17 protein-coding genes are annotated in these 20,724 nt (G+C 65.9%); 2 read left to right on the top strand and 15 right to left on the bottom strand.

The window, feature by feature from the left end; all coding sequences use genetic code 11:
* Positions 1-2: 2 nt before the first annotated feature.
* Genes ACQKPE_RS02710 through ACQKPE_RS02775 form a run of 14 tightly spaced genes read right to left on the bottom strand, consistent with a single transcriptional unit; the run spans position 3 to position 15,975 of the window.
* Positions 3-677, bottom strand: a complete 675-nt coding sequence (locus ACQKPE_RS02710; protein ID WP_427663222.1) for an N-acetyltransferase family protein — start codon at positions 675-677, stop codon at positions 3-5.
* Positions 678-710: 33 nt separating this feature from the next.
* Entirely contained in the window at positions 711-2,657 is a 1,947-nt protein-coding gene (locus ACQKPE_RS02715; protein WP_427663223.1) for a hypothetical protein, read from the bottom strand.
* A complete protein-coding gene (locus ACQKPE_RS02720) occupies positions 2,654-3,958 on the bottom strand; it encodes a lipopolysaccharide biosynthesis protein (RefSeq protein WP_427663224.1) in 1,305 nt (434 codons plus the stop codon). Before ACQKPE_RS02720 ends, ACQKPE_RS02715 begins: the two co-directional genes overlap by 4 nt.
* Positions 3,955-4,965 carry a polysaccharide deacetylase family protein gene (locus ACQKPE_RS02725; RefSeq protein WP_427663225.1) on the bottom strand — a complete coding sequence of 337 codons (1,011 nt, stop codon included), beginning with the start codon at positions 4,963-4,965 and terminating at the stop codon, positions 3,955-3,957. Before ACQKPE_RS02725 ends, ACQKPE_RS02720 begins: the two co-directional genes overlap by 4 nt.
* A gap of 9 nt (positions 4,966-4,974) precedes the next feature.
* The gene (locus ACQKPE_RS02730; protein WP_427663226.1) at positions 4,975-6,111 is read right to left on the bottom strand and encodes a glycosyltransferase; all 1,137 of its coding nucleotides are present in this window, start codon (positions 6,109-6,111) and stop codon (positions 4,975-4,977) included.
* On the bottom strand, positions 6,104-7,069 hold the full coding sequence (locus ACQKPE_RS02735; protein ID WP_427663227.1) for a glycosyltransferase family 2 protein: 966 nt from the start codon (positions 7,067-7,069) through the stop codon (positions 6,104-6,106). Before ACQKPE_RS02735 ends, ACQKPE_RS02730 begins: the two co-directional genes overlap by 8 nt.
* Positions 7,066-8,436, bottom strand: coding sequence for an O-antigen ligase family protein (locus tag ACQKPE_RS02740; RefSeq protein ID WP_427663228.1), 1,371 nt, complete (start codon positions 8,434-8,436; stop codon positions 7,066-7,068). Before ACQKPE_RS02740 ends, ACQKPE_RS02735 begins: the two co-directional genes overlap by 4 nt.
* On the bottom strand, positions 8,433-9,533 hold the full coding sequence (locus ACQKPE_RS02745) for a glycosyltransferase family 4 protein (RefSeq protein WP_427663229.1): 1,101 nt from the start codon (positions 9,531-9,533) through the stop codon (positions 8,433-8,435). The genes ACQKPE_RS02740 and ACQKPE_RS02745 overlap by 4 nt, the downstream gene beginning before the upstream one ends.
* On the bottom strand, positions 9,530-11,104 hold the full coding sequence (locus ACQKPE_RS02750; protein ID WP_427663230.1) for a GumC family protein: 1,575 nt from the start codon (positions 11,102-11,104) through the stop codon (positions 9,530-9,532). The genes ACQKPE_RS02745 and ACQKPE_RS02750 overlap by 4 nt, the downstream gene beginning before the upstream one ends.
* Positions 11,105-11,118: 14 nt before the next feature.
* The gene (locus tag ACQKPE_RS02755; RefSeq protein ID WP_427663231.1) at positions 11,119-12,138 is read right to left on the bottom strand and encodes a polysaccharide biosynthesis/export family protein; all 1,020 of its coding nucleotides are present in this window, start codon (positions 12,136-12,138) and stop codon (positions 11,119-11,121) included.
* Positions 12,139-12,160: 22 nt separating this feature from the next.
* The gene (locus tag ACQKPE_RS02760; RefSeq protein ID WP_427663232.1) at positions 12,161-12,802 is read right to left on the bottom strand and encodes a CpsD/CapB family tyrosine-protein kinase; all 642 of its coding nucleotides are present in this window, start codon (positions 12,800-12,802) and stop codon (positions 12,161-12,163) included.
* 1 nt (position 12,803) lies between these two features.
* The gene (locus ACQKPE_RS02765; RefSeq protein WP_427663233.1) at positions 12,804-13,550 is read right to left on the bottom strand and encodes a sugar transferase; all 747 of its coding nucleotides are present in this window, start codon (positions 13,548-13,550) and stop codon (positions 12,804-12,806) included.
* Complete coding sequence (locus ACQKPE_RS02770) at positions 13,547-14,611, bottom strand: NAD-dependent epimerase (protein WP_427663234.1); 1,065 nt, start codon at positions 14,609-14,611, stop codon at positions 13,547-13,549. Before ACQKPE_RS02770 ends, ACQKPE_RS02765 begins: the two co-directional genes overlap by 4 nt.
* Positions 14,608-15,975, bottom strand: coding sequence for a UDP-glucose dehydrogenase family protein (locus ACQKPE_RS02775; RefSeq protein ID WP_427663235.1), 1,368 nt, complete (start codon positions 15,973-15,975; stop codon positions 14,608-14,610). Before ACQKPE_RS02775 ends, ACQKPE_RS02770 begins: the two co-directional genes overlap by 4 nt.
* Positions 15,976-16,360: 385 nt before the next feature.
* Here ACQKPE_RS02775 and ACQKPE_RS02780 point away from each other — a divergent pair, with 385 nt between their 5' ends.
* Positions 16,361-18,064 (top strand): sulfatase-like hydrolase/transferase, encoded by a 1,704-nt coding sequence (locus tag ACQKPE_RS02780; protein WP_427663236.1) that lies wholly within the window; start codon positions 16,361-16,363, stop codon positions 18,062-18,064.
* Between the two features lie 48 nt (positions 18,065-18,112).
* On the opposite strand, the gene ACQKPE_RS02785 is transcribed toward ACQKPE_RS02780, so the two are convergent.
* A complete protein-coding gene (locus ACQKPE_RS02785; RefSeq protein WP_427663237.1) occupies positions 18,113-19,057 on the bottom strand; it encodes a LysR substrate-binding domain-containing protein in 945 nt (314 codons plus the stop codon).
* Between the two features lie 145 nt (positions 19,058-19,202).
* Here ACQKPE_RS02785 and ACQKPE_RS02790 point away from each other — a divergent pair, with 145 nt between their 5' ends.
* Positions 19,203-20,579, top strand: a complete 1,377-nt coding sequence (locus ACQKPE_RS02790; RefSeq protein ID WP_427663238.1) for an L-serine ammonia-lyase — start codon at positions 19,203-19,205, stop codon at positions 20,577-20,579.
* Positions 20,580-20,724 lie beyond the last annotated feature (145 nt).

Here is a 20,724-nt window from a genome sequence, read left to right on the forward strand (position 1 = left end):
GCTCAGGACACCGCCGCTGCGGGCTTGCGCAGCGGCTCCAGGCGCGACTCGGTGTAGCGGCTTTCGCGGTAGAACTTCCAGCGACCGAACAGGCAATACACGTTCATGATCCGTCCTTGCTCCTGGTAGCCCATGCGCAAGTGCAGCTTGAGCGCGGGAATGTTGTGCTGCTCGCAGACGTCCACCACCTTGTCGCAGCCCTTGGCGGCCATGGCTTGCCACAGTGCCAGTTGCAGGTCGACCGACAGCTCCGTGCCCCAGTACTTGCGAATAAGCTCGCCGCCGAACTCGAAGAACTCGCCAGGCCCCACCGGGAACCAGCAACCATAGAAATGCCGGTCGTGGTAGTGTCGGCTGCTGCCCCAGATGAACGCCACGACCGCGTTGTCGTCGTCCAGGAACATCAGCCCTGTGTGGCCCTCGGCGGCCAGTTCGCGCATGGTCTCCACGCGGTCGCCGAAATGCGTGGCGAAGGCGCCGACGTTGTGCACGGTGATGGTTTCCACCCGCAGCGGTGGATAGGGCTTGAGCTGGTGCGGCGGCACCGGGGTGTGCAGGTCGCGTTCCATCCACACCAGTTCCCAATGGTAGAACACATAGTGGCGAAAAGCCGTTTTGAGGGTGTCGCGCAGTCCTTTGCGTTTTATCCGTTCCTGGAGTTTGCTCAATGCACGCATGGTGCCTCCTGTTGTTAGCAGGTGAGGTGCGTCTCATGACGCGTTCCAGGTCAGGGCGAACAGGGTTTGCCCTGGCAGTTGAAAACTGATCTGGCCCTCGTGGCAGGTGTAGCGGGCAATGCGGGGGCGGCTGTCCGGGCCAAAAAACTCCAGCCGACCCTGCGGACAGCCGGGGCGGTCGCGGGGCTGGGCGGTGCTGTAGCGTTGTTCAAGACGCAGCTCGACCTGTTGCAGGCGCTCGGCCTTGTTGACCCCCAGCAGGCTGCGTTGCTTGCCCTCGGCCATGGCCAGCGCATCGACCTCGAAGGCGCTGTTGTCCATGTCCAGCACCTGCTTGAGCCAGTGGCGCTGGATGAACTGCTGGGCCAGGCCCACGGGCTTTAGCTCGAAGTGGTTATCGCCCAGCACCCGCAGCATGCCTTTGGGCCATTCGGGCTCGTCGGCCACGTGGAACCAATTGAGCATATCCAGCAGGCCGTCGGCGGAGGCGTTGATCACCACCGAGGTCCACCACAGGCTTGCGTAATGGGTGTCCTGGTCGTAGGTGCTCAGGCTCGAGCCACTGGACAGGTTGGTCTGGTCCAGCAGCAGGGCCTTGCGCGGTCGCCCCTGGGCATCCAGCCCGACCAACTCGGCGGCTTGGCGCACGCTGTCGCGGTAGCTGCGGGTGGCCAGCAGGTCGCGCACCATCCATTCGTGCCAGGCCAGGGCATCGATATCGCGCTCGTGGTCCTTGAGCAGGCGCCGCGCCCAGTCGATCCCGCGCAGGTCCTTGCCGTGCTCGGTGAACGGCCCGCCAAGCAGGCGCGAAGACGCCGGCATGGCGATGCGCACCCCGGCCTCGCGGGCGCCGGGGTAGGCGCGCACCTGGGCGGCCATGGTTGTGAAGAAGCGTTCGAAGGCGGCGTAGTCGCGGTAGTTGAGGTTGGGTTCGTCGGCGAAGGCCAAGTAGTGCAGGCCTTTGCCACCCAGGCGCGCGGTGGCGGCCAGCCAGGCGTTCAGGCCATCGAGGCTGGTACGGTCGGCGGAAAGGTCGGCGCGTCGGCCGGTGGCGGCCAGCAGGGTGATGTCCTGGGTGATGCCGAAACGTTGCTGGTACAGCTGGCGCCAGGCGTCTTCGTATTCGGGCTTGCGCGCCAGCACGTCCATGAAGCTGTAGTAGCCCGCGACCTGAGGGCTCAGGGCGTCAAGGGCGGCAAAACTCGAAGGCGGCGGCAGCACGTAGGGCAGGGCCACGCCCAACTGCGGGGTATGGCCGAGCACCTTGGGCTCGAGGGCCAGGCGCACCTGGCCGGGGGCGTTGTCCACATCGCCCAGCTGGTCGGCGCGCTGGGCGAACAGGTTGGCGCTGCCATCGAGCCAGAACGCCGCCTTGCCACGGCCTTGCAGTTTCAACTGCCAGGTCTCGTCGCGGCTGCTCACCGGCAGCGACTGCTGGTCGAAACGCCAGTAGGCCGGGTAGGGTTTGAGCGTCAGTTGTACCTCGCGGCCATCGCTCAGGCGCTTGGCGCCCAGGCCACTGACACCGCCGTGGTACTTGCCCGCCAGCACCGCCTGTTCGCCGGCTTTCACCCGGAAGTACAACTGCACCCCAGGGCCGACCTCAGCGCTGAAATGCACCTTGGCCGGGGCGAACAGCGCGGCGGTGCTGTCGGCGTGGCGCACCCGGTAGGCGCGGAAGCTGTAGCCGGGGATCTCCAGGCGATAGGGGCCGTTGTCCGCTTTGAGCGGCCAGCGTTGCTCGCCGCGCACTTCCTTGGCCGGAATCGGGCGCTCGCCTTGCAGGCGACCCTGGCCATCGAGCAGGAACAACTGCTCGGCATTGGCCTCGGCCTGCCAGGCTGGCTGCCAGTGAATGCGTAGCTCGTCTGCCATCTTGGGGCGCAGGTACAGGCTGCCGTCGCGGATATCGCTCCATTCCAGGGTCGCAGCCTCGGCCAAGGGCGCGGCCAGCAGCCAGCAGGCAAGCCAATGCTTCATGCTGGCCTCCGTTGCAGCAGGCGCCACACCGGCGCGAAGTCGCTGGGCAGGACGATCAAGGTCTGGCCCAGTGGCGTGCCGCTGAGGCGGCAGTACAGCACCAGCATGGCCAGGGTTACCGCGAGATAGGCAATGGACGAAGCCGCCGCCGCGCCGACGATGCCCCATTGGGGAATCAGCAGCACGTTGAGCACCAGGTTCAACGCCGCCCCTGCGCCCATCATCAGCGACACCGTGCCTGGGCGGTTCTTGCCCAGCAGGTCCAGGCGCAGGATGCTCGCGTAGCACAACCCCAGCAGGCCTGGCAGCAGGGCCAGCAATGCCGGGTAGGCCGGCTGGTAGGCGGCGCCGAACAGGGTGACGATCAGCCATTCGCCGATCAGCGCCATCCCCAGGCAGGCGCCGAGCATCACCGTGGCGGTCAGGCGCAGGGCCAAGGGGGTGAGCTTGTCCATGCCGGCGTCCTGTTGCAGCAGGCGTTTCATCAGCGGCGTGGTCACCGCCTCCGGGACGATCAGCAGCAGCTCGGCGGCAGCGCTGGCCATGGCGTAGTGGCCCAGGGCGGTGCTGCCGAGCATGGCGCCGATGAACAGGTAGTCCGAGCGTAGGATCAGTTGCTGGAACAGCAAGTCCGGGTGGCTCCTGGCGCCGTAGGTCAACAGCTCACGCTGGCCGCTGCGGCTCCAGCGCAGCGCCAGTGGGTGCTGGCGGCGCAGCCACCATAAGCCCAGCACCAGCACCAGGGCGATACCGCACAGCCAGCTGATCAGCGCCGCTTCCAGGGCCTCGTCCTGCCACATCCAGAACAGTCCGAGGAACAGCAGCAACGGCGCCAGCGATTCGGTCAGGCGCAGCACGTTGAAGGCGCCCACGCCACCGCTGGCGTTGTGCAGGGTCAACAGGCCGCTCTTGAGCACGGTCATCGGCACCGCCAGCAACAACAGCCAGGCCAGCAGGCCCAGTTGCAGGGTGACGTCGAGGTCGGCGCCGAATTCGCGGACCAGGAACACGCACACCAGGGTCAGCAGCCCCGCCAGCAGACAGCCGTACACCAGCACCTGGGTCAGCAGCAGGCCCATGTCACGCTGTTTGGCCGCCTGGTAGCCGACAGCACTGTTCAGCCCGCCGCTGGTGGCAGCGCTGATCAGGTCGGGCAGGGTGCTGAGCAGGGCGAACAGGCCGCGTTCGCTGGGGCCGAGGATGCGCGCCAGCAGCACGTTGCGCAGCAAGCGCAGGGCGATCATCGCAAGCTTAGTGCCCATGCTCAGGGCCAGGTGGCGCAGGTACTGGTTGCGGCTCATGCGTGGCCTCCGCGACTGATACGCCAGGCCAGCAACGAGGGGCGGCTGGCGTTGCGCTGGCTGACGCCGATGCGCGGCAGGGCCAGTGGGTCGTCGTGGCCATGGCAGATGCCTGGGCGGGTGCTCAGCGCATAGGGGTAGCGGTGCGCGGCCAGGCGTGCACGCACGCGTTCGTCGTGGTCGCCATTGGGGTAGCAGTACACCGGCAGCGGTTGTTCGCAGCCATACTGCAAGGCGGCGTGGCTGCGTTGCAGTTCTTCTTCCAGGCGGCGGTCGTCGAGGAACGGCAGCAGCGCATGGCTGGCGCCGTGGGGGCCGAAACGTACCAGGCCCGAGGCTTCCATTTCACGCACCTGTTGCCAGTTCATGGCCTGTGGCAAGGATTCGTCCGGGCAGGCGTCGGTGAGCACGTGCAAGGCTTGCGGGCTGAGGCTCTTGAGGGTTTGCAGGTAGCGCGCCAGGGCCAGGCTGCGGGCCTGGGGGCGGTCGTTCATGAAGTAGGCCGCGGGCAGCGGGCGGCCGAGTTTGCGCAGGTGCTCGATCAGGTTGTGCCGGGGTGCTTCGCCATGGCTGCCCCACAGGGTTTCGCCCACGCTTTCCCACCAGAAGCGCTGGCGGCTGCCGATGTAGTCGGTGGACAGGAAGATGCTCGCGGGCACTTGGTACTTTTGCAGCAGCGGGAAGGCATTCAGCGCGTTATCGCGCCAGCCGTCGTCGAAGGTCAGCGCGACTTTGGGGCGGGCAGTGCCGCGAGGGGCTTCATGGGCCTTGAGCAGGTCCATGAGGCTGACACACTCGAAATGCCGGGGCAGCCAGCGCAGCAGGCCTTCGAAGGCACGCGGGCCTACGCACAGTTCGTTGCGGTGGGCCAGGGCGGCACTGGCATCATCGGCCAGCACCCGGTGCAGCATCAGGATCACCCCGGCACCGCGCAGTTCGCTGCGGCCCTTGGGCGACTTGAAGTACAGCCAACCGCTGGCCTGCTTGATACGGGTCTTGATCGGCATGGGCTTGGCTCATCGGTTCTGGTCAGGGTTCCATTGGCTGTAGCTGTGCCCGCGCAGGAACTGCCACAGGCCCACGCTCATGCCGGCCAGGGTCACTAGCAGGAAGGCTGCCAGGCGAAACGGCTTGGGCAGGCGGTGGCTGGCATCCAGCAGCCCGGCGATGGCCACGGCGTAGCCGAGCAACTGGGCGGCGAGGGTCAGGCGATAGACGCCGGGCTCGGCGGCCAGCCACAGGTTGGCCAGCAGCAACGGCACCAGCAACACCGGGGCCAGGCGGCGAATCAGCTTGTGGCTGAGCAGGGCGATGGCGTACAGGCCGTGGCGCGCCGGGTTGAGCAGTTCGCGCCGCGCCGCCAGGCTCAGCAGCCCACCGACGGTGACCCGCTGGCGGCGGCGGAACTGCTTGTCGGCCTCGTCCACGCCCTGGTCGAGTACCACCGCTTCAGGCACGTAGACGATACGCATGCCGGCCGCCGGGGCGCAGGTACTGATGAAGAAGTCATCGTTCACCTGCTTGGGGATCGCTTGGTACAGCGGGCGGCGTAGGGCCAGCAGGGCGCCGTCGGCCGAGACCATGCAACCGGTGCGGTTCTCCACCTTGCGCAGCCAGGCTTCGTAGTGACGGTACAGGCTGTCGCCCAGGCTCAGGCCTTTGCCTGGCTTGGGAATGATCATGTGCCCGGCGGTGCCGCCCACGTCGCTGTCGGCGAAGGGCGCCAGCAGCAGGCCCAGGGTGTTGCCGGACCATTTGTTGTCGGCATCGGTGAACACCAGGATGTCGCCCTGGCAGGCCTGCACGGCGGTGTTCAACGCCTGGGCCTTGCCTACTCGGGGCAGGTCCAGCACCTGTACCCGGGCATCGCCCAGGGCACGGGCCAGGGCGACGGTGCGGTCGCTGGAACCGTCGCTGGCCACCACCACCTGTAGCTCGGCGGCTGCGTAGTCCTGGCCTAGCACGCTGGCCAGTTTCTGTTCGATATGCCGCTCTTCGTTGTGCGCGGCGATCACCACGCTCACACGCTGAGGCGGCAGCGGCCCTGGCTTGCGTGCCGTGAACAAGGGCGCGGCGAGGGTCAACAGCAACGGGTAGCCGAGCCAGGCATACAGCGGCAGCAACAGACACGACCAGAAGATGATCTCAGCCACGGGCAGGCCTCCTTGCAGTGCGGTTGAACAGGCTAAGGACGAAGGCAGCGCCAGCCAGGTGCAGGCGCAGCCAATGCAGGCCCCACAGTTGCAGGGTCAGCAGCGTGTCGCGGTGCTTCAGGCTCTGGCGCAGGCTCAGCGCCAGGGCGGGCAGGGCGCTGAGCAACAACAGCGCCAGGGCCACATGGGGGAAACCGTCGAGCAAGGACGACAGCGCCAGGAAATCGAGCACCCAGGCGCCCACCGAGAGCATCGGGAAACGCAGCAGGCGCAGGCTCACGCCGTGGCTGCGCAGCAGTTGCAGGTGACTGCCCTGGCGCCACATCTCTTTGCCCAGCCATTCGCGCCAGCTCATCTCGAAGCCCCAGTGCAGCACCACGGGCTGGCGCAGCACCCGCAGGCGCGCGCCAGCCTCGTGCAGGCGCAGGGTGAAGTCCTTGTCTTCGCCGGTGCGCAGGCGCTCGTCGAAACCGCCGACCTGCTCGAACCAGCTGCGGCGCATCAGCAGGTTGGGGGTGGGCAGCCAGGTGCAGTCCTGTACCGTCTGCCCGGCGCGCAGGGTGCGGCGCTGCCAGGCATGGGCGAACCAGGGTGCCTGGCGTGGGGTGTCGCAATCGAGGGCGAACACATCGCCCTCGCCACGTTGTTGCAGGCCGATCAGCAGGTCCAGCCAGTTTTCCGGCACTTCGATATCGGCGTCGAGAAACGCCAGCCAATCACCCTGGCAGGCGCGGGCGCCCTGGTTGCGCAGCGCGCCGATGGCCACCCCGGGCAGGCTCAGCACCTGGGCGCCGTGCTGGCGGGCGATGGCGGGGCCGTTGTCGCTGGAGCCGTTGTCCACCACCACCAGCTCGCAGGCCAGGCCCGCATTGCTGGCGGCGCGGCGCGCGGCATCGAGGGTACGGCCAATGTGCCGGGCCTCGTTGAACATCGGAATGACGATGCTGACCCGGCTCATGGCTGCTCCTGTGGTCGCGGGGCCTCGCTGGCCTGGCGCACCAGCACGCTGGACAGCGCCAGCATCAGCCACAGGTACTTGTGGCTGGGGGCGCTGAGGAACATCAGGAACAGCCCGATGGCCAGCATGCTCATGGTCAGGTGGGTCATCAGGTCGGCGCGGTCCAAGTCGCCAGCCGCCTGCCAGGCGGCGCGGGCACGCCAGAAGTTGCGCAGGGCCAGGGCGATCATGCCGACGAACAACAAGCCCGCCGGCACGCCGGTTTCGCTGAACAGCTCAAGGTAAGTGTTGTGCGCGCGGCGGTAGAGGTCGGTGGTCTTGCTGTTGACCGGGGCGAAGGCCTTGGAGAAACCGGTATCGGCATAGTGCAGCGGGAAGGTGCCGGGGCCTGCGCCGAGCAGCGGGTGTTCGCTGATCATGTCCTTGCCCACCACCAGGTAGGACGAGCGCCGTCCCAGGGATTCATCCTTGTGCGCATTGACCCCGGACTTGAGCAGCACCAGCGACTGGATGCGGTCCACGTAGCCGGCCGGCATCATCGCTGCGCCAAGTGGCAGGACGATGGCCAGGCCCAGCATGGCGAAACCCAGGTGCCGCGGGCGGATGTGCGCCAACTGCTCGCGGTAGTTGTACACCACGATCCCGGCACTGATCATCAGCACCACCAGGCCTGAGCGCGACTCGGTCTTGGTCATGCCGGCCAGCAGCAACAGGCAGCAGGCGACCCAGAACAGCTTGAGCGGCCATTGCCGGGTCTTGATCGCCAGCCATAGGCCCAGGGGTAGGGCGATGGTGATCAGCAGGGCGAAAGCGTTGGGGTCGAGCATGCCCGAGGCGCGGCCCTGCTCCTGGTACTTGGTGGAGAAGATCGCGAACAGGCAGGTGACGCATACGCTGACCGTCACCAGGCGCGCCAGCAGGGCCAGGTTCAGGTCGCGGCCCACCAGCAGGGTGAGCACGAACACCACCAGGCCTACCAGTAACTCGCGCAGGTTCAGTACCGACAGGCCGACGTTGTCGCTGGTCCACAGGCTCAGCAGGTACAGCGCCATGAACGGCAGCAGCAAGCGCCACTGGTTGCTGCGCAGGCGCTCACCGGGCAGTTGGCGCACGGCCAGTTGCAGCGACAGGATCAGCACCAGGCCCAGGCCGATCAGCTTGGCGCCGGACACCAGGTTGTCCTTGAGCAGGCCTTCCATGGGCACCAGCGCGGCAATCGCCAGCAGGCCCCAGGCCGGCTTGCGGTACAGCAGCAGCGCACCGGCCAGGCCCAGCACTGCGCCGGGAGCCAGGTAGGGGTAGGGGCTGGCCAGCAAGCCCAGGCACACCAGCGCCACCAGGCTCACCAGCGACAGTGGGATGATCATGCGACAACCTCCTTGGCGGTGCCCAGGTACACCCGGGCCCAGTGTTGTGCCAGGGTCGGCAGGTGGTAGCGTTCGCGTTGGGTCTGGCGGGCGCGGGCGACCAGCTCGGCGGCCTGTTGCGGGTCTTGCAGCAGCGCTTGCAGGTGCTCGCCCAGCTCGGCGGTGGCCAGGGGCGTAGCCAGCAGGCCGTTGCGCCCATGCTCGATCACATCGGGAATGCCGCCGACGCCGAACGCGGCCACTGGCACGCCTTCCTGCATGGCTTCGAGCAGGATCATTGGCGTGCCTTCGGTGCGTGAGCTGATGACCAGGGCGTTCAGACGGGTCATCCAGCTGTGCATGTCGCGCTGGAAGCCTGGCAGGGTGATGCGTTCGCCGAGGCCAGCGGCGTCGATGCGGGCTTGCAAGTTGTCTCGCTCGGGGCCTTCGCCGAGCATCACGGCGTGCACCTGGGGGTGGCGCTGGCACAGGGGGATCAAGGTGTCGAGGAACAGGTCGGGGCCTTTTTCGCTGGACAGCCGGCCTACGTAGGCGGCGAGCCAGGCGTTGTCGCCGTGCGCGGGGCGTGGCGCAGCGGTGTGCTCGGTGCTGTCTGGAAGGCCATTGGGAATCACCTCCAGCTTGTGCGCCTGGACCCCAGCCTCACGGTGGATGCGCGCGATGCTCTCGGCCACGCACACCACCCGGTCGACGGTCGGGGTGCGGCACAGTTGCAGGCTCAGCCAGGTATAGAAACGCTGCTTGCGGCTGCGTGGGGTGAAACCGTGCTGGGTGGTGACCATCGGCAGGCGCCACAGCGTCGCACCGACCCAGCCGAACAGCAGGCCCTTGAAATTGTGCGTGTTGATCAGCGGCCGCTCGCCGCGCTGCGCCGCCAGTACCCGCAACAGCTCGCCCAGGCCACGGCAGGCCTGGCAGTCGACCCCCGCTTGCTGGAAGCGCATCACCAGTTCTGCCGGGGCGTCGAGAAACAGCACCCGGTGCCTGCCAGGGGTGGCCTGGCAGTGGTCCAGAAGCATGCGCTCGGCGCCGTAGAACCCACCGCTGCTGAGCAGGTGCAGGATCGGGCGCTCGGCTGCGGGTACGGCGGCGTTCAATTGCGCACCCAATGCACCAGGCGTGGCAGCGACCAGTTCCTGTGCGGGTTGGCCAGTGCCGGGGCCTGGTCGTTGATCACCAGCAGCACGGGCAGGTCCAGTTCGTGGGTGACCTGTGCCGGGTGCTTGAAGCGGTGGTCGAAGAACTCACGCACGTACACCACGGCAATCGCCAGCAGCAAGCCGGTGATCAGGCCGAATGGAATGATCAGGCCAGGTTTCGGGAAGGCCGCGGTGGCGGGTTCGTAGGGCGCGCTGAGAATCCGTGCGTTCGACTGGCTGCCGTCGAGCAGGCCCTGGCCACGGCTTTCCTCGTAGCGTTGGGCATAGGTGGAGAAGGCCTTGTGCAGGGCGTCGATCTCGGTGTCGAGCTGGCGGGTCTTGCTCTGGGTTTCGCGCAGTTGGTTGATGCGCTGCTTGTACTCGGCGATGCGCTGTGTCTTCTGGTCGATCACCTGCTTGGTCACGGCCAGGTCCTGCTGACGCTCGCGAATGCGGTTCTCGACGATCTTCAGGAATTGCCCGCGCAACTGGGCGATCTGCTGGCGGGCCATGACCATCTGCTCGGCGCCGGGCTGGAACACCGTGGCATCGCCGTTGTAGCGGGCCAGTTGGGTGGTCAGTTGCTCGCCGAGCTGCTTGATCTCGCGGTCTTCGAAGGCGACGTTGTCCACCGTGGTGGTGAAGGTGTAGGGGAAGGCGTAGTCGGCCATCTTCGCCTTGCTCGCAGCACTCAGGCTGCTGCGCAGGTAGTCGAGCCACTGCTGGTTCTGCAACTGGCGGTCACGTTGCAGGTTCAGCGCCTGCTCTTCGGTGTTGATTGCGTTCAGGCGGAAGGTGATCTCTTCCTTGGGGTCAGAGGAGCCGATGGCTGTCAGCAGGCCCAGGCGCTGGGTCTCCAGGTCGCCCAGACGCGCTTGGTAATGCAGTTTCTTCTGCTCGTAGAAGGCTTCGGGCAACTCGTTCGATTGCAGGTCCTGGCGGTTCTTCAGGAAGTTGTCCAGCAGGCGGGCGACGAACAGGGTGCCCTGTTTCGGGTCTTGCGCGCTGTAGCTCACCGAGATGACGTTCGAGCCTGGCAGGGTTTCGACGGCGAGGTCCTTGATGGCCTGGTCGGTGAGGGCGTCCAGCTCGGTGTCGCGGGTGTCGCTGGCCTTGCTGCCCAGCAGGTTGCGCAGCGGGTCGAGCACGCCCTGGCGCAGCGGGGTCAGCACTGTGCGTTGCAGCAGCCCCGGCTCGCTCTGGTACTGGCCTTCCTCTCGCAGTTGGGCGATGGTCTGGCGGATCAGGGTGGGCGAGCGCAGGATGTTGCTCTCGGTTTCCATGTCGGCCAGCGACGGCGGGATGAACTGGTCGGCTTCCTGGGCCAGGGCAGAGCTGGTGTCGCTCTGCGACAGCTTCTTGGACTGCACGATCACTTCAGCGGTGATATCGAAGCTTTCGCGCAGCACCAGGGGCAGTGCCAGGGCAATGATCGCGAACATCAGGAACACCCTTTTCACCAACTGGCGGTTGGCGAAGAAGATGCGGAAGAACTCATGCACATAGTTTTCTTTCGGTTGCGTGGTCATGGTCCTGTCCCCGGTCAGTTGTCATCGTCTTTGTTGTCGACGCGGTAGCTGAAGCTGAAGCCAAAGCCCTGGAACAGCACCACATCGGCCAGTTGCCGGGACAGCTCGGCGGCGCTGGCCAGGGTGGTCTTGGGCACGTACAGCATGTCTTCGGGCTGCAGGTAGGCAAGTTTCTGGGTGCCGCCGGAGAGGGCCTGGTCGACGTCGTAGTTGACGGCATGCACCACGTTGCCCTGCCGGCGCATGATCACCACCGAGCCGAGCTTGGCCTTGAGGGTCGGGCCGCGCGCCAGGGTGAGGGCCTCCAGCACCGAGACCGGCCGGCGAATCTGGAAGGCGCCAGGCTGGCCCACTTCGCCGAGCACATAGATTTCGTTGGCGGCGGTGGACTTGAGCAGCACGTCCACGCTCATGCGCCCCGGCAGGCTGGCGTAGCGTTCGTTGAGGTAGTCGCGCAGCTGGTTGACGGTCATGCCCTGCAGCGGGATCGAGCCGATTTCCGGGAAGGTCGCGCGGCCGTCGTTACCCACGGTGATGTCGCGGCTCATGCCGGTGCCGGGGTGGGTCAGGGCGTTCTTCAGGTTGACCTCGTCGGTCATCGGGCTCAGCACGCGCACGGTGACCTGGTCGCGGTTGGGCTTGAACACCCGCTTGTCCTGGTAGGCCTGGCGAATCGCGCCCTCCGCCTCACTGGGGCTCATGCCCTCGACGCGTACCGAGGCGTTGGTGCTGGGCAGGGTGATGCTGCCATCGGGCTGCACCAGCTGTTGGCCGTTCAGGCCGCTGGCGGCCATGAAGTTCAGGTCCAGGGTGTCGCCGGACTGGATGCGGTACACCCCGGCGGAGCGGTTGCTGACGTGGAAGATCACTTCCAGCACGTCCTGCGGGCGCAGCACCTGCTCGCGGCGGGCCACTTCGGTGGCCTGGCTTTCGGCGGCGGGGGCGGTGAGGATCGACACCGGCATCTCGCGGCTTTGCTGGCTGGCGCAGCCGGCCAGGGCCAGCACGCACAGGGCTATCGTTGGCACTCTCATGGCGTTCATCCTGTGCGTCCTCTCAGAGGTTGTCGTACAGCCACTTGGGCATGTAGTACTTGCGCTTGTTGAACACGCTGCCGATCAACCGCGCACCGGCTTGGGTCAGGCGCTGGGCGGCTGCCTGGGCCACCTCCTTGCGGGTCTGCTCGGCGCACACCACCAGGATCACGCCATCGACCAGGGTGCCGATCACCAGGCTGTCGGCGCTGGCGTAGATCGCCTCGCCATCGATCACCACGAAGCGGTACTGGGCGGCGAACTGGTTCAGCAGAATGCGCAGGCGCTCCGGGTCCAGGCGTTCGCGGCCGCGCCGCCAGATGCCGGCCGGGAGTACATCGAACGGCTGGTCGCTCAGGTGCACCACGCAGTCCTGGGCCAGCGGCGGGGTGTCGTCATCGAACAACAGGTCGCTGTAGCCGCGCAGCTTGCCCAGGCCCAGTTGCTGGCTAAGGCTGGCGTTGCTGGCGTCGACCACCAGCACGTTGCCTGCGCTCATCATGGCCAGCTGGCTGGCGAAGGCCAGGGTGCTGGTACTGGTGCCGGTGCCGGTGTTGGCCGCGGTCAGCAGCAGGGTGCGCTGGTCGAGGTCGAGGACAGTGGCGGTCAGGTTGGTCTCGCTTGGGGTGGCGATACTCAGGCTTCTCGAAGTGGAACCGTCCATCTCAACTTGCTCCGTGGCCAGTGAAAACCTTGAACGGGGTCTTCAACAGGATCTTCAGATCCAGCAGCAGGCTCTGTTCGTTGATGTAGCTCAGGTCAAGCTCTACGCGTTGGTCAAAATCGATGTTGCTGCGCCCGGAGATCTGCCAAAGGCCGGTCATGCCGGGGTGGATCGACAACCGCGCGAGGTGGTTGTCCTTGTAGCGGTAGGCGTTGAACGAGGTGGGGCGTGGGCCGACCAGACGCATGTCGCCGGTGACCACGTTGATCAGGTTGGGCAGCTCGTCCAGGCTGCTGCGCCGCAGCCAACTGCCTACCGAGGTGATGCGCGGGTCCTTGTCGATCTTGAAGTCGATCGAGTCGCTGCCGTGCTTGTTCAGGTGGCGCACCGAGTCCTTCAGCGCTTCGGCGTTGGCGACCATGGTGCGGAACTTGAACATGCCGAACAGCCGCCCCCGGTAGCCGGTGCGTTTCTGCACGAAGAACACCGGGCCTGTGCTGCTGCGCTTGATCAGCACCGCCAGCACCAGGAACAGCGGTGAGAGCACAGCCAGCAAGCCCAGGGCGGCGATGCACGACAGCACGCGGTTGGTCCGTGACAGGGTCCAGGGCCGCCCGCCGACGCGGCCGGTCACCCAGCCACGGCCCTGCATGTGGATGGCCGCGTCGATGCGCTGGCGGTGCGCCGGGTCCATGCGTTTGTCCTGGTACAGCGCTTGTAGCTGTGCGCTCTTGGCTTGTCCTGTCATACCACCCTCCGTTGATCCGCCTGCTCGCTTGCGGGTTGGCCGTCTGTGGCGCTGTGCGAGTAGTAGTGTTGAAACCAGGCGACGAAGCGCCTGAGCCCTTCATCGAGGGAGACCTGTGGGGTGAAGCCGGTGACCTGGGCCAGGGCGCTGGCATCGGCGCAGGTCGCCAGCACGTCGCCCGGTTGCAGCGGTAGCAGCTCGATCACCGCGTTGCGTTGCAGGTGCTTTTCCAGCAGCGCCAGGTAGTCGAGCAGCTCCACCAGGCGTTGCCCGCCAATGTTGTACAGGCGCCAGGGCGCCTGGCTGCTGGCCGGGTCCGGAAGGAACGGGTTCCAGCCGGGGTTGGCCAATGGCGGGTTGGGCATCAGCCGCACCAGGCTTTCGACGATGTCGTCGATGTAGGTGAAGTCGCGCTGGTGGCGGCCATGGTTGAACAGCTGGATCGGCCGGCCCTCGCTGATCGCCTTGGCGAACTGCATGGGCGACATGTCCGGGCGCCCCCAGGGGCCGTACACGGTGAAGAAGCGCAAACCGCTGCACGGGATGCCGAACAGGTGGCTGTAGCTGTGGGCCATGGCCTCGTTGGCTTTCTTGGTGGCGGCGTACAGCGACAGCGGGTGGTCGACGGCGTCCTGGACCCGGTAGGGGGTGCGCTGGTTGGCGCCGTACACCGAGCTGGACGAGGCATACAGCAGGTGCTGCACCGGGTGGCGGCGGCAGCCCTCGAGGATGTTGAGGAACCCGGCCAGGTTGCTGTCCAGGTACGCCTGCGGGTTTTGCAACGAGTAGCGCACCCCGGCCTGGGCGGCCAGGTGTACCACTACCTCGGGGCGCTCGCTGGCGAACAGGCGGGCCATGGCGTCGCGGTCGGCCAGTTCCAGGGTGTGCAGCTGGAACTCGCCAGGCAACTGGCGCACCCACTGCACCCGGTCGTGCTTGAGGGCCGGGTCGTAGTAGTCGTTGAAGTTGTCCAGGCCCACCACCTGGTGCCCCTCGCGCAGCAAGCGCCGGCAGGTGTGGGCACCGATGAAGCCGGCCGCGCCGGTGACCAGCACCTTCATGGCGCGCCCACCTGGCCGCCGTCGGCACACGGGGTGACCTGGCGCAGGCCGATGCCGCTGTAGATCAGGCCATGGGAGGCAACTTGCTCGGGGTTGTAGAGGTTGCGGCCATCGACGATCACCCGCTCGCGCAGCTTGCTGGCCAGCAGCGAGAAGTCCACCACGCGGAAGTTCTTCCACTCGGTGCAGATCACCAGGGCATCGGCGTCCTGCAGGGTGTCGTCGCGGGTGGCGCACAGTTGCAGGTCGTCACGGTAGCCGTACAGGCGGCGGCATTCGTCCATGGCCTCGGGGTCGTAGGCACGCACCGTGGCACCCTCGGCCCAGAGTGCTTCCATCAGGTAGCGGCTGGGCGCTTCGCGCATGTCGTCGGTGTTGGGCTTGAAGGCCAGCCCCCACAGGGCGATCGACTTGCCTTTCAGGCCGCCGCCCAGGCGCTGCTTGAGCTTGGCGAAGAGGATACGGCGCTGCTGGTCGTTCACTTCATTGACGCTTTGCAGCAGGCGCAGCGGCATGCCGCTGTGTTCTGCGGTATGCAGCAGGGCCTTGATGTCCTTGGGGAAGCACGAGCCGCCGAAGCCGCAGCCGGGGTAGATGAAGTGGTAGCCGATGCGCGGGTCGGAGCCGATGCCGCGGCGTACCGCCTCGATGTCGGCGCCCAGGTGCTCGCTCAAGTTGGCCAGCTCGTTCATGAAGCTGATGCGCGTGGCCAGCATGGCGTTGGCGGCGTACTTGGTCAGCTCGGCGCTGCGGTTGTCCATGAACATCAGTTTTTCGTGGTTGCGGCAGAACGGCGCGTACAGCTCGGCAAGCTGGTCGTGGGCCACTTCGTCATGGGTGCCGACGATGATCCGGTCCGGGCGCATGCAGTCGGCCAGGGCGCTGCCTTCCTTGAGAAATTCCGGGTTGGACACCACGCGCACCTGCAACTGGCCCTTGTCCAGGCGCTGCAATTCGGCGCAGGCCAGGGCCATGACCTGGTCGGCAGTGCCCACCGGCACCGTGGACTTGATGATCAGTGTGCGGTCGGCGGTCATCAGCTCGGCGATCTGCCGGGTGACGTTGAGCACGTGGCTGAGGTCGGCCGAGCCGTCCTCGTCGGGCGGGGTGCCGACGGCGATGAAGATCAGCTCGGCGTGGGTTACCGCGTCGCTGGCCTGGGTGCTGAACAGCAGGCGGCCTTCCTTGATGTTGTCTTCCAGCAGGTCCGACAGGCCCGGCTCGCTGATGGGCGGTACGCCCTGGCGCAGCTGGTTGATCTTGTGGGCGTCTACGTCGATGCACAGGACTCGGTGGCCGACATCCGCCAGGGCGGCCGCTTGTACAAGTCCTACGTAACCGGTGCCAAATACGCTCACGTCCATGTCGGCTCGCCTCGTATGGATGAGTAAGGGAGGTGAAACAGTGGTGTGTTTTCGGTATAGCTCAGCTGCCTGGGTTTGCGTCAAAGCAATGGCATGTTGCGTCGCAGTTACAGCGCCTAATCGAAACGGCCATTGGCCATCAACCTGTTTCCAATCCGAGAGTTAGCGCACAAAGCTACTGGCAGTTGGCCGCTTTGCGAACTGATGAACGGTCAGAGGCCGCGAATAATGAGGGCTCGTCGTAATAGAGAGGCTTGGGATGGGTATGCCAAAAGTGCCAAATTCAGGCGTTCTGATATCGCCGGAAAATTGACTTTTACGGCTTGTGATTTGTTTCAAGACTGCTACGGTTTGAGGAGAAATCCATGACCGGAGTGGGCGAATCATGCGCGGATGGATCAAGCTGGCGTTGCTGTTCATCTACCTGGCGAGCTTCCACGCCTATTACCAGGAGCGCATAGACGCGCTGGGTCTTGGCTTCGCGTTGCTGCTCTACCTTGGGATGGCGGGCGTACTGCTGCTGGGGTTACTGATGGCGGCGTGGATACGTCCGGGCTGGGTACGCTGGCCGCTGGCGCTGGTGTTCGCCGCCAGCGCACTGTTCTTCGACGCCTACATCCGCATCACCGAGACCTACCTGACCTATAGCGCGTTCGTGTCCATGGTCTATTCCGGCGGTTTTATCCAGGAGGCGTTGCAGCAGTACCACGTAGCAATCACCGAGGCTGCCGCCAAGGCTTTGTTGTTGCTACTGGGGCTGGGGCTGCGTCCAGGGCCTTGGCCGCGCCTGCCGTGGGCGCTGCCGCTGGTTGCGCCGGCACTGGCCTTGCTGCTGTTGATCGGCGTGTTGTTCGTGCGTGCAGGCGAGGGCGCCCGGGGCTTGCCGGTAATGTACACGCCACTGGCCTACCTGAGCCTGTTCGGCTACGAAGCCCTGCATGACCGTGTCGGCCCACGCCAACCGGTAACCCTGGCGCGTACTGGTGCGCCGATGGCGCGTGACATCGTGCTGGTGATCGACGAGAGCATTTCGGGCAACTACCTGGACATCAACACGCCGGCCGGCGTCACCAGCCACCTGGCGCAGCCGCAGCCGGGCGTGGACATCGTCAACTATGGCTATGCGGCCTCCATCGCCAATTGCAGCGCCGATACCAACGTGACCCTGCGCTACGGCGGCACCCGTGGTGACTACCTGCGCATGAACGCCACCTTGCCGTCGATCTGGCAGTACGCCAAGGCGGCGGGCATGGGCACGGTGTATATCGACAGCCAGCGCACCGGCGGCAACTTGCAGAACCTCATGACCGAGACCGAGAAGCGCGATATCGACCTGTTCGTGCAGTTCGAGGAAACACCGGTCATGGAGCGCGATATGGCCGCGCTGGAGCGCTTGGTGGCGTTGCTCAAGAACGACACGCCGCAACTGATCGTGATCAACAAGGTCGGGGCGCATTTTCCGGTGCACGACAAGTATCCGGACCAATTCCTGACGTATCAGCCGGTCCTGCCACGCGGGCGTTACACCGACATCGCCGATACCGGCACCCGCGACGGCTTCGACGGCCAGCCCCAGGACTGGGTGCTGTACCGCAATGCCTACCGCAATACCGTGCTGTGGAACGTCGGCGAGTTCTTCCGCCGGTTGTTCGCCGAGGGCGACATGAGCCAGGCCGTGCTGCTCTACACCTCCGACCACGGACAAGACCTGCACGAACGCGGCAACCCCGGCCTGAACACGCACTGCGACAGCGACCCGGTGCCCGAGGAAGGTGTGGTGCCGCTGGTGGTGATCCAGGGCAAGGGCGTGCAGGGGTTGGACTGGCAACAGCACCTGGCGCAGAACCGCAATGCGTCCAGCCACTACAACATCTTCCCCACGCTGCTGCGCCTGATGGGCTATGACGCCCAGGGCGTGGCAGCCACCTATGGTCGGGCGCTGGATGTACCCACTGAGGACCCGTTTACCTTCAACGTGCGTTTCAATGCGCGCCTGGGGGCCAAGCCTGAGTTCCGCCACATCGACTTGAGCCAGGTGGTAACGCCGGACAAGGCCAAGGGCGTGTCGGTGACGACGGCGGCGCAGTGAAGGCGGCTCCCACAACCAGGTCGCACCCACAACAAGGTGCTTACGCTATCAATGGGGCAGGTTCAGGGGGTGCAGCGCCCTGAACGCCTGCGCTTCTTCCACCAGCCAGTCATGCACTGCCCGTGCCCCCGGCTGGGTCAGCCCACCAGGCGGGTACAGCAGCACATAACGCTTGTGGTTGGGGATCGCCACGCCGAACGGCACGATCAGCGTGCCGCGTTCGAGTTCGTCGTTGAGCAGGGTACGCCGGGCGATCGCCACGCCCACCCCGGCAATCGCCGCCTCGATGGTCAGGTGGTTGCGGTTGAAGGTGTGCCCACGGCGCACGTCCAGCCCGCTCGCACCAATGCCCTCCAGGTAGAACTCCCACTCGGCGTATTCCGAACTGCCGCGCCAGGCGGTGATGTCGTGCAGCAACGGGTAGTGCGCCAGGTCCTGTGGGCCATGCAGCGGCGGGCGCCCGCGCAGCAAGGCCGGCGAGCACACGGGGAAGATCTGCTCGTCCAGCAGGGGGGTCGAGAGCATGCCGGGGTAGCTGCCGTCGTTGAGGTCGATGGCCAGGTCGAAGTCGCCTTCGTGCAGCGCCTGTTTACTGTCCTCGGCCACCAGGCGCAGCTCGATGTCCGGGTAGCGCTGCTGGAAACGCGGCAAGCGCGGGGTTAGCCATTTGGCCAGGAACGAGGGGATCGAGCGCAGGCGCAGGGTGCCGCGGATCTCGCCGGCATCCAGGCGCAACAGCTCGGTCTCGATGCTGCCGTAGGCCTCCGCCACGGTCTGCGCCAGGCGCTGGCCCTCGGCAGACAACTCCACGCCCCGGGCGCGGCGCAGGAACAGCTTGAAGCCCAGGCGCTCCTCGAGCTGGCGCATCTGCTGGCTGACCGCACCGGGAGTGATGTGCAGTTCTTCGGCGCAGCGGGTGAACGACAGGTGCCGCGCCGCACAGGAGAACACATGCAGCCAGACGAACACCTGGCCGTTGAGTTGGCCTTTCATCGTTTAGTCCTGCTAAAGCCTTGTGTAGGAAGTTTCGTTGGTCATCAGGTGACGAGCGCGTCAGTATCATCAAATTCGCAGCTTCCATCAATTTTTCAGGAGAGCCGCTTCGCGCAGAGGTTTGCCGTAGCGGCCAGGCATTAGCATGGCTATCAGTGTTTTCGACCTCTTCAAGATTGGCATCGGCCCGTCCAGCTCCCACACCGTCGGCCCCATGCGCGCCGCCGCGACCTTCGCCCAGGCGTTGCGCGAGCGGGGTGTGCTGGCCCAGGTGCAGCGTGTGGAGGTTCGTCTGTATGGCTCGCTTTCGGCCACCGGCATTGGCCATGCCACCGACCGCGCCTGCCTGCTGGGCCTGATGGGCCAGTGGCCGGACCGCATCGACCCGCACAGCATCGAGCCGCGTATCGACCAGCTGATGCAGGAGCAGTGCCTGATGCTCGACGGTAGCCATCCGGTGGCGTTCCAGTACGGGCGCGACATGTGCCTGCTGAACGAGAACCTAGCCTACCACCCCAACGCCATGAGCCTGGAGGCCATGGGCGAGCAGGGCAGCCTGCTGGTGCAGACTTACTACTCGATTGGCGGTGGTTTCATCATCGAGCAGGCCGAGCTCGATGCGCCGGTGTCCAGCGGTTCGGAGGTCGAACTGCCTTACGAGTTTTCTTCCGGCGCCGAGCTGCTGGCGCTGTGCAAAGCCCATGGCCTGAGCGTCAGCCAGCTGATGATGGCCAACGAACGCGCCTGGCGCAGCGAAACGGATATTCGCGAAGGCTTGCTGAAGATCTGGGCCGCGATGCGCGAGTGCGTCGCCAATGGCCTGGCCAACGAGGGCATCCTGCCCGGCGGGCTCAAGGTCAAGCGCCGCGCCGCCAAGCTGCACCGCAGCTTGCAGGAGCTGGGCAAACCTAACGTGATCGGCTCGACCTTGAGCGCCATGGAATGGGTCAACCTGTTTGCCCTGGCGGTCAACGAAGAAAATGCTGCCGGAGGGCGCATGGTCACCGCGCCTACCAATGGCGCGGCGGGCATCATCCCGGCGGTGCTGCATTACTACATGAAGTTCAACCCCGACGCCTGCGACGACGATGTGGTGAAGTTCCTGCTGGGGGCTGCTGCGGTGGGCATCCTGTGCAAGAAGAACGCTTCCATTTCTGGCGCCGAGGTGGGCTGCCAGGGCGAGGTGGGCTCGGCCTGCTCGATGGCCGCAGCGGGCCTTGCCGAAGTGCTTGGCGCGACACCGCCGCAGTTGGAAAACGCTGCCGAGATCGCCCTTGAGCACAACCTGGGCCTGACCTGCGACCCGGTTGGCGGGCTGGTGCAGGTGCCGTGCATCGAGCGCAACGCCATTGCTGCGGTGAAGGCCATCAATGCTGTGCAGATGGCTCTGCGTGGCGATGGCGAGCATTTCATTTCCCTCGACCGGGTGATCCGCACCATGCGCGACACCGGCGCGGACATGCACGCCAACTACAAGGAGACCTCGCGCGGCGGGTTGGCGGTGGCGTTCGTCGAATGTTGAGTTCTTGAAATAGGTGGCGGCCTCTTCGCGGGCAAGCCCGCTCCTACAGGAATTGCGCCCCCCACCCGCCGGCCGGGAAACGGTAGGTTGCGGGGATGCCCCCCAAAAGCCCCCCCCCACGAGGAGAACAAAAAAATACACAATA

The sequence above is a fragment of the Pseudomonas sp. NPDC089554 genome (assembly GCF_050280645.1).
GTDB lineage: Bacteria > Pseudomonadota > Gammaproteobacteria > Pseudomonadales > Pseudomonadaceae > Aquipseudomonas.

Bases quoted from the DNA above. Each gene is read 5' to 3' on its own strand.
- ACQKPE_RS02725 (WP_427663225.1), bottom strand. From the start codon at position 4,965: ATGCCGATCAAGACCCGTATCAAGCAGGCCAGCGGTTGGCTGTACTTC.
- ACQKPE_RS02790 (WP_427663238.1), top strand. From the start codon at position 19,203: ATGGCTATCAGTGTTTTCGACCTCTTCAAGATTGGCATCGGCCCGTCC.
- ACQKPE_RS02740 (WP_427663228.1), bottom strand. From the start codon at position 8,436: ATGATCATCCCACTGTCGCTGGTGAGCCTGGTGGCGCTGGTGTGCCTG.
- ACQKPE_RS02715 (WP_427663223.1), bottom strand. From the start codon at position 2,657: ATGAAGCATTGGCTTGCCTGCTGGCTGCTGGCCGCGCCCTTGGCCGAG.
- ACQKPE_RS02770 (WP_427663234.1), bottom strand. From the start codon at position 14,611: ATGAAGGTGCTGGTCACCGGCGCGGCCGGCTTCATCGGTGCCCACACC.
- ACQKPE_RS02735 (WP_427663227.1), bottom strand. From the start codon at position 7,069: ATGAGCCGGGTCAGCATCGTCATTCCGATGTTCAACGAGGCCCGGCAC.
- ACQKPE_RS02780 (WP_427663236.1), top strand. From the start codon at position 16,361: ATGCGCGGATGGATCAAGCTGGCGTTGCTGTTCATCTACCTGGCGAGC.
- ACQKPE_RS02750 (WP_427663230.1), bottom strand. From the start codon at position 11,104: ATGACCACGCAACCGAAAGAAAACTATGTGCATGAGTTCTTCCGCATC.
- ACQKPE_RS02765 (WP_427663233.1), bottom strand. From the start codon at position 13,550: ATGACAGGACAAGCCAAGAGCGCACAGCTACAAGCGCTGTACCAGGAC.
- ACQKPE_RS02785 (WP_427663237.1), bottom strand. From the start codon at position 19,057: ATGAAAGGCCAACTCAACGGCCAGGTGTTCGTCTGGCTGCATGTGTTC.
- ACQKPE_RS02760 (WP_427663232.1), bottom strand. From the start codon at position 12,802: ATGGACGGTTCCACTTCGAGAAGCCTGAGTATCGCCACCCCAAGCGAG.
- ACQKPE_RS02755 (WP_427663231.1), bottom strand. From the start codon at position 12,138: ATGAGAGTGCCAACGATAGCCCTGTGCGTGCTGGCCCTGGCCGGCTGC.
- ACQKPE_RS02710 (WP_427663222.1), bottom strand. From the start codon at position 677: ATGCGTGCATTGAGCAAACTCCAGGAACGGATAAAACGCAAAGGACTG.
- ACQKPE_RS02775 (WP_427663235.1), bottom strand. From the start codon at position 15,975: ATGGACGTGAGCGTATTTGGCACCGGTTACGTAGGACTTGTACAAGCG.
- ACQKPE_RS02720 (WP_427663224.1), bottom strand. From the start codon at position 3,958: ATGAGCCGCAACCAGTACCTGCGCCACCTGGCCCTGAGCATGGGCACT.